We start from the raw sequence: 8,643 nt of genomic DNA, 5'->3' as shown, positions 1-8,643 counted from the left end.
GATACACTGTCTGGAATCCAAAATAAAGGATCCATTGCTGCAAAAGTCGTTTCTTTAAATGAACTTAATACCATGATTAAAAATGGCAGGAGAAAACAAAATCCCAAGAAGAACATGACAATATATTTTAATATTTTTTTGAACAAATTAGTTCATCTCCCTTACAATCACGCTCAGGCTTAATAAATACCTTGATCTTTACCAAAATATTTTTTCTGAATAAGCGAAATGATTAAGATAATCGCAAATAATACATAAGATAAAACGGCTGCATAGCTAAAGTTCAAATTTTTAAACCCTATTTGATATAGATAAAATACAATTGTACTTGTCGAGAAGTTTGGTCCCCCGTTTGTTAATAAGTATGCCGAGTCAAAGATTTGGAAGGAACCAATTGTTGTAATGATCAACACATAGAAATGAATCGGTTTTAATAATGGGAAAGTAATCATCCAAAAGGATTTTAACGGTGAAGCACCATCGATTTTTGCCGCTTCATACATATCTTTTGGAATGGACTGGAGACCTGCAAAATAATAGATCATTGTACTTCCAGAGACTTTAAAAATACTCAAACCAGCCAACACGATTAGGGCTTGCGACGAATTAGATAAAAATAACTGAGGATCAACACCTACAAAGCTTAACAAGTAGTTAATAAATCCTGATTTCGTTCCTGAAAATAGCCACTCCCATATACCCGCTACAACAACAAATGATGTAACAACAGGCAGGAAAAATATCCCTTTAAAAAATTTTGTAAATCGAATTCCTGATTTTATAACAAGCGCTAAAATCAAACCTAGTGCCATTGTCGGAAGTATATAATAGAAGGAAAATAATACAGTGTTCCAAATAGATTTTAAAGCGATATCATCTTGAAATAATTGCTTCCAGTTCCGTAATCCAACGAACTCAGAAGTACCGATAATTCGATAATTAAGAAACGTTAATATGAAACTATAAATAAATGGAATGACTTGAAAGATTAAAAAATGAATTAAGACTGGAGTCATTACAAGATAGACAAGGCCATTTTTTCTCCATTCATCCTTGATTCTTTTCTTTAAAGGAGGCTTGACCTTTTTTACTTTTTTTAGAGGTAATTTGTTATGAATTTCTACGACCTTTTCCAAGCTATCACCTTATTTCTTTTTTTAATAAACAGAGAGCTTTATTCCCTTAAGAATAAAACTCTCTTGGTAAGAAGCTATTTGTTTACGGCTTCGCTAACTCAGCTTCAATTTTTTCAGCTGCTGCATCTGCTGCTTCTTTAGGAGTTTTTTCTCCAGCCATCATAGATTGTATTTCAGCCTGAATAAATGGCATGATCGCACGACCTTTTGGATGGATTACACCTGGTAATGCATATTGTGTATATTGTGCTAGCTGACTCATATATTCGTTTGAATCAAAGATATCCTTTGCGGCTTCCTGTACTGGGATATATTGAGTTACAGTATTAAAGACACGTTGATTTTCTGCATTTGTAATAGCCTTAACAAATTCCGCTGCTGCATCAGGATTGTCACTATTGGATGGTACGACAAACATTCCTGTTGTACCGTATGTTAATTGCTTTTCACCAGTTAATGGCGGTGCAATCGCAAAGTCAAAGTTACCTTCTTTTTCTAACATTGTAATGCTAATTCCAGATCCAAGTTGTGCCAATATTTTTCCAGCGAACCATAATTCATCTTGTGTAGTTGCTGTAATAGAATCTTCTGGAATATATCCTTTTTGATAGAAATTGTTAACCATCTCGAATGCTTTCACACTTTCTGAACTATTGATTAACACTTCATTGTCTTCTGTTACAACATCGCTACCAGCTTGCCAAATCCATGGATAGATTGTTCCGTTCATGGAACCGCCGCCCAAATAATTTAATGCATAGAAATCTTTTTCTTTCGCTTTAGCTGCCCATGCTTCAAATTCTTCCCATGTTTTTGGAAGATTTGCTGGATCTTCACCTATCGCTTTAACGATGTCTAGATTATAGATGAATGTATAAGCTTCTTGTAGAACTGGCAATCCGTATTTCTTACCCTTCCAAGTTGTAGCCGTTAGTGCTGTATCCACGTAACCTTCAAGATCTGACGCTTCTAAATATGGGTCCAATTCAAGCAACATTCCTACATCTGCATATTGTGGCATTTGGTCAGGAATCGCATAGAAAACATCTGGTCCATTGTTAGCAGCTAGTGCTGTTAGCACTTTTTGATCTCGGTTTGCCCAAGGTATTGTTTCAACATTAACCTTTACATCGGGAAAGTCTTTATTGTAATTTGCAGTGATCTCTTTCCACATTTCCTCTTCCTTAGTAGCATCACCTGTATAAGGATGTACCCAAACAGTTATTTCACCATCGACTTTTCCATCTTCTTTTGGTGTTGTACTAGAATCATCATTACAAGCCGAGAGTAGCAAGCTACCTGAAAGCAAAAGTGCCATGAACGAAAAACGTTTCTTTTTCATCTACGAATTACCCCCTATTAAGTTAAATAATAAAATCTTATAGACTAACAACCTCGTCTTTTTAAGCGTTTATCCATCCCCCCTTAAACTGCTACCCCTTTTTACTGAAAATACTTAAAAATGGAAGCGGTAACAACCGTTTTTAAAAAAAATGTGTAACTTTACTTGCTTGATATCTTATATTCTAGTTTGTTTGGCATATTGTGACAAGTCTATTAATTGTCTTTAATAAAAATCGAAAATTAATTTAGTTCCTATACAAATGCATGCTTGTTAGACATAATTTAATCCTTGTGGAAATGGAAACGGAATTGGGAAAAGATCTTCTAAATATGAATCTCCATTTTTGCTGCCTTTTAAGATCAACTCTTCTAAAGCTTGATTGTTCATAATAACAGAATTCCCTTTAAATAAAAGGCTTTTGTTTTGCTCATCAACAGTTGAAATTTCTAGCTTGTCTTTTAAAAATGGACCAAGTTGGTCAAGTAATACATCTAAATTCACAATCTTCATTGTTCCTGGAAATGGTTGTTCTACCTTTTCTTGTAATGAGTCAAGCTCTTGGATAAAGTCTTTTTCAAAGGTTGGTACATTCAGTACCAAGGAGTCTAGGCCGTATGTAAATGCTTCTGAAAGTAAGGCACGGATTGCTACTGGGTCTCCTCCCCATTCGATGACGCGAGAGTCAGCCTCAACTTGTTCATGGTATGGGATCCCGAATACTAAAAACGCCTTAATTCTATGGTTCTCTTCAGCAATAAGAACCTTATGATTCATTTTAAAAATGCTCGCAAATCCTGCTGCCTTATTAAGCTGAGCCATTTCATAAATGGTCTGTTCATAACGCACTGGTCGATGATGACTCAATTTTCTTAGTTGAAACCAATCATAAGGGCCAAGTTCACGAACTGTATATGATTTATTGGCTGTAAGGCTGCCCTTCCCTATCTTATATTGATTCATTTTTCCATAGTGTGTACAACCCTGTTTAATATAGATTGGTAAATCCCCAGAAATAAAAAGAACAGATGCGCCAGACTTGTTCACATGATCAAAGACCATCTGTAATAGTGTGTTGGCTAATCCTCTTCTACGATAATCAGGCTCCGTACAGACAGCTCCGATTGAATAAGCCTGTACCTCAGCATCTTCAATATGCAGAACGGATGGAACTAATCCAATAAATGAAACTAATTTTTCATCGATAAAAGCGCCATAGGATTGATTTAATGAAGAAGAAAACACTTGCGGGAACGCAATTCCCATAGACACATGCCCTTCTTTACGGAAAACCTTATCAGCTAAATCACTTGCCTGTTGAAAATCAGCTTCTTTTAATAATCGGTAATCTACCATTTGGCCACCTCTATTTGTAAATTTTTTATAAAGATATTAGTAAATAGAATTAATGTTTTGTAGAATTCCCTCCTTACTACTGTAAAAATGAAATCGCTAACAATACAATTCATGTTATAATACAACTAAACTTTCTAAGCCTTACTTTCTATTTTATGTTAATTTTAATAAGTGACAAGTCTATTTAATGTCTTTAAATATTTTCAGATGATTTATTTTTATTTTATTGTGGAAAGAGGTGGTTTTTTGGGTGGCTGGGAGAAATTTAATACCTTTGCGATTTGGATGTTGAAGGTAGCCTATTTAAATATACTGTGGATTGGCTTTACCATTTTGGGATTGGGAGTGTTGGGTCTATTCCCCTCGACAGGTGCTATGTTTACTATAGCTCAAAAATGGCTTCGTAAAGAACCTGTTGATAAGATTTTTCTTACATTTTGGAAAACCTATAAAAAGGAATTTATTACACTGAATAAATTTGGCTTATTTTTTATTTTAATTGGGTATATTTTAGTTTATGACTTTATGTTTGTACAAAAGAATTTAGATAAATTACAATTATTGTTTCCGATCCTCTTATTTTTGGCAATTTCATATATAGTAACCTTATTGTATTTCATTCCTGTATACACACAATTTGAAATGAAATTCTTTCAATATATCAAACAATCCTTTTTGATTGCAGCTAGTTCCCTTTTGGAAACAATTCTTATTTTAACTGCATGTATGCTTATTGGGATACTTGTAAACTTCATACCAGGGACAATCCCCTTTTTTACAGGAAGTGTATTAGCGATAGCGATTACTTGGTGCAGTAACCGTGCCCTTTTCAAAATTAATAGTAAGAAGAAGATTGTTACACATTAGAGTGCTCGAAAAAGCACTCTTTTTTTGCGTGTAGATACGTAATGTATTTAAAGTCCGTTAAAAGTCTTGATAATTGCAATTATTCTTTTAAACTTTAAGTATGTTTGAAAGGGCTATCATCATCAAAGGGGGATATCAAAAATGGATTTCAGTCAATTACATTATTATGTACCTACTCCAAAAGCAAGTGAACCTTCTATAGTAAAAAGAGATTTAATCGTCTACGGCGCCACTCCCGCGGGAATTACATCCGCCATTCAAGCAAAACGAATGGGTCTATCTGTCATCATTGCTGAATTCGGTAAAAATATTGGCGGAATAACAGCAAGTGGTTTAGGTGCTTCTGATATTGGGGCAAAGGAAGCAATTGGTGGTTTATCGAGAGAATTCTTTCAGGAACTAGGAAACTATTACGATACAAACGAACAATGGACATTTGAACCACAGGCTGCTAAATATGTATTTGAAAAATGGCTGAAGGATTATGAGATTGAGGTTGTTTTTAATCAGCATGTAGTAGAAGTTATAAAAGAGAATGGTAGAATTACAAAAATCATAATGGAGGATGGCACTTCATATATAGGCGACTTTTTCATCGATACAAGCTACGATGGTGACGTGATGGCCAAAGCAGGTGTTACTTATTATGTAGGTAGAGAATCGAATGCCACCTACAAAGAGACCTATAATGGGATTCAATTCGGACATCCGCATCATCAATTTGAAAAATGGATTGATTCATATGTTATCGAAGGCGACCCTTCAAGTGGGGTTTTACAAGGGATTACTGAAACAAATCACGATACTATTGGCTATCAGGGACAAGGGGATAAAAGAATTCAGGCCTATAATTTTCGAATTTGCTTAACAAATCGTGCGGATAATCGTGTTCCTTTTCCGAAACCACCTTCCTATAACCGGGACCGCTACTCTTTATTATTGCGTTATATCAATGCCGGTAAATGGGACGCGATGAACCTTCACACCATGCTACCTAACGGAAAAACAGACTTAAATAATTATGGTGGTTTTTCAACAGATAACATTGGGATGAATTACGAATGGCCGGATGGAGATTATGAAACTCGTGAAAGGATTTTCCAGGATCATTTTACATATAATCTCGGGATGCTCTATTTTTTATCTAATGATGAACAGGTTCCTAAAGCGATTCGCGACGAGGTCAGTCAGTGGGGATTGGCCCAGGATGAATTCGAAGAAACCGGTCATTGGCCACATCAGCTTTATATTCGAGAAGCAAGAAGAATGATAGCCGATTATGTGATGACAGATCACAATTGTTTAGGTGACATGACGGTAGAAGACTCAATCGGACTTGCATCCTATCAAATGGATTCCCATCATGTTCGAAGATTGATGATTGACGGACGAATCTACAATGAAGGTGATGTTGAAATACCAATTTCACCCTATCCGATTTCCTATCAATCAATTCGTCCAAAGGCTGAAGATTGTACAAACTTACTAGTTCCTGTCTGTTTATCTAGTTCCCACATTGCCTATGGCTCGATACGCATGGAGCCTGTGTTCATGATTTTAGGTCAGTCAGCAGGGGCTGCAGCTGCCTTAGCCCATAAAAATCAAACAACAGTGCAGGACGTATCTTATGATCAGTTAAAAAATGAATTACTCTCTTTCGGACAAGTACTCGAGTGGGATGATTCAATTGAAGATGATCCTGTGTTACGAATGAAAGAGACGTTTGGGAAGGTATAAAAAAGAGCACGAAAAAAGGGTCTACTGCACGAGCAGAAGACCCTTTTTGTAAACTCTTAATTTAGTTAACCAAACAAGACTAAAGATTCTTAATGGTTACCTGGATTGTTTGGTTTTCCAGGTTTATCTGGCTTACCTGGTTTCTCAGGTTTTCCAGGTTTATCTGGCTTGCCCGGTTCCTCTGGCTCAGTTGGTTCATCCGTCCACAAAATTGTATACGTTAAGGTTGATTTTCCATCTGTACCGGTAACCTTAATTTCTGTTTTATCAGTAGAATGCACGATTTCTACAGTAGTGCCTGCTTGGGTAGCCTCGGCCACTATATTTTCTGTTTGATTAGTATATAACGTATAGCGTGTAGCTCCAGGCTGAAAACCTTCAAGGGCTTCTCCATCAATTGTAATGGATTTTAAGGTTGCATCCGTTTCAGGTACACCAATTTTATGAAGCTCACTACCTATCGCATAATAGATGCTTCCATCGACTCCGACAGTCATGCTGTTCATGAAATCCTCTACAAGGACTTTATAATCTAATGTTTCAGGGTCAATCGCAATCAAGCTACGTGACAAGGTCGTGTATAACATGCCATCTGGTCCCCACTGAAGTCGATAAGGGAACCATTTACTGCTGTTGTATAGACTTGGTCGAATCACTTTGCTATCAACTACCTCATACGTTTCTGGATCCATTTTAAAAATAGTTCCTTCGACAGCTCCCCATAGGTATCCATCAGGTCCAATTGATAAATCACCAATCATACGAGGTGTAACATCGATTCCTGGTATCTGCGGTGTAAATTCTGTAATCTTCTCCCCTTTTTCTACATCCCAGACAAAAATTTTAGCTTCCTCTGCTTTCGGGTCGATTCCTAAACCACCCCAGACAGAAGTACCTCCAAATAATTTACCATCATGATAAGCTAAACTAATAATACTTTGATCCTGAACAACATTTCGTTGTTGGAACCATTCACCTGTATCTTCATCATAGATGGCTAGAACCCCACCTAATACACCATAATCAGGGATTGTTCCAACAAATAGCTTGTTATCACCTGACGTAATCGCAAAAGGACGATCCTGTTCATCTTTGATATCATATTCGAGTTGTGGATTGCTATTTAAGTCAACTGGCTGATTTGGGTCATAACTATACATAATAGCACCCACATACGTTCCATAATACACTTTATCGTTCAAAAATCCGATTCCCTCTGGTTGTGCAAAGGAAGAAATATTTACTTCAATTTCATTTGAAAATGGATTATACACACTCATTCCACGCTGATAGCCGCCCATATATAGTTTTCCATCTGGACCTGTTTCAAGTGACTGGATAGCGACAGCTGTTGCAGCAAGATCTAAAGCGACGAAATTCAGTTCATTTGTTTCTGGATTGAATAACATATATTCGCCATATTGTGTAATAAACGATAATACTGTCTCGCCGGTAGATAATGTAATCCAAGCCATATCCTTTACTCGTGGAGTATCTGGAAGAATTGGAATCCCCTCGAGTAACGTTTCTACGTTTGTATTAAGGTCATATTTGAATAAATGTGTTCCATTTTTATAATAAATCATGTTTGGATGATTTGGATCTGGTTCAGAAATCATATTACTAAATGCGAATGATCCTTCTATTTCCATTGTCTCAGGATCTACAACAATCATATTGATAGTTGTCACAGCTACAAGAAGCTTGCCATTAACAACCCAAACATCTTGGATGAACCCGTTTTCACCTGAATGACCTTCAATAAGCAGTTCTTCCTTTTCACCAGTATGTCGATTAATCTTATATAGATGCTTCGTTGTTCCTATTCCAACGTAAATATAATCACCATCAACAGCTAGCCCACGTGCATAATCCTGATCAGTAACACTTCCGAAGTTTTTGAATTTGCCTGTGTTAATATCATATTCAAAAACACCTGCACCTGGATATGTAGCCCCATAGATTTTCCCATCATCTGTCGCTTCGATATCCCACACCCAAGCTGCGGAAGGATTTGCCCCAAGGTCTTGTACTTCTTTTAATTCAGGTACATATCGGTATAGCTTTCCGTCGGATGTGCCAGCGAAGTATACATTCTTATCAGGACCAATTGTAATTGCCCAAACAGCTTCTGTATTCGCAATCACTTTGGAAAACTTGAGTTCTCCTGTCTCAGCATCTAAGACTGAAAAGGTTCCTGGGGCG

Annotated in this window: 5 protein-coding genes and 2 pseudogenes (1 of these 7 only partly in view); 2 read left to right on the top strand and 5 right to left on the bottom strand. The window is 36.7% G+C overall.

The window, feature by feature from the left end; genetic code table 11:
- From V7147_RS22185 to V7147_RS22170, 4 genes and pseudogenes are all read right to left on the bottom strand, one after another.
- Positions 1–116: pseudogene (locus tag V7147_RS22185) on the bottom strand (carbohydrate ABC transporter permease); it reaches 618 nt to the left of the window's first position.
- 63 nt (positions 117–179) lie between these two features.
- Positions 180–1,136 (bottom strand): carbohydrate ABC transporter permease, encoded by a 957-nt coding sequence (locus tag V7147_RS22180; protein WP_335369983.1) that lies wholly within the window; start codon positions 1,134–1,136, stop codon positions 180–182.
- An 82-nt stretch (positions 1,137–1,218) separates the two neighbouring features.
- On the bottom strand, positions 1,219–2,478 hold the full coding sequence (locus V7147_RS22175; protein WP_335369982.1) for a sugar ABC transporter substrate-binding protein: 1,260 nt from the start codon (positions 2,476–2,478) through the stop codon (positions 1,219–1,221).
- 273 nt (positions 2,479–2,751) lie between these two features.
- Complete coding sequence (locus tag V7147_RS22170) at positions 2,752–3,834, bottom strand: GNAT family N-acetyltransferase (RefSeq protein ID WP_335369981.1); 1,083 nt, start codon at positions 3,832–3,834, stop codon at positions 2,752–2,754.
- A gap of 246 nt (positions 3,835–4,080) precedes the next feature.
- Here V7147_RS22170 and V7147_RS22165 point away from each other — a divergent pair, with 246 nt between their 5' ends.
- On the top strand, positions 4,081–4,701 hold the full coding sequence (locus V7147_RS22165; RefSeq protein ID WP_335369980.1) for a YesL family protein: 621 nt from the start codon (positions 4,081–4,083) through the stop codon (positions 4,699–4,701).
- Between the two features lie 141 nt (positions 4,702–4,842).
- The gene (locus V7147_RS22160; protein ID WP_335369979.1) at positions 4,843–6,438 is read left to right on the top strand and encodes an FAD-dependent oxidoreductase; all 1,596 of its coding nucleotides are present in this window, start codon (positions 4,843–4,845) and stop codon (positions 6,436–6,438) included.
- Between the two features lie 89 nt (positions 6,439–6,527).
- Here V7147_RS22160 and V7147_RS22155 read toward each other — a convergent pair.
- Positions 6,528–8,643, bottom strand: a pseudogene (locus V7147_RS22155) (FIMAH domain-containing protein); the annotation flags it as partial.

Source organism: Bacillus sp. JJ1521, assembly GCF_036965165.1.
In the GTDB taxonomy this organism is placed as follows: Bacteria; Bacillota; Bacilli; order Bacillales; family Bacillaceae_L; genus Ferdinandcohnia.
The sequence above is the reverse complement of the archived record's forward strand: the minus strand, read 5'-3'. Positions and strand labels throughout refer to the sequence as shown.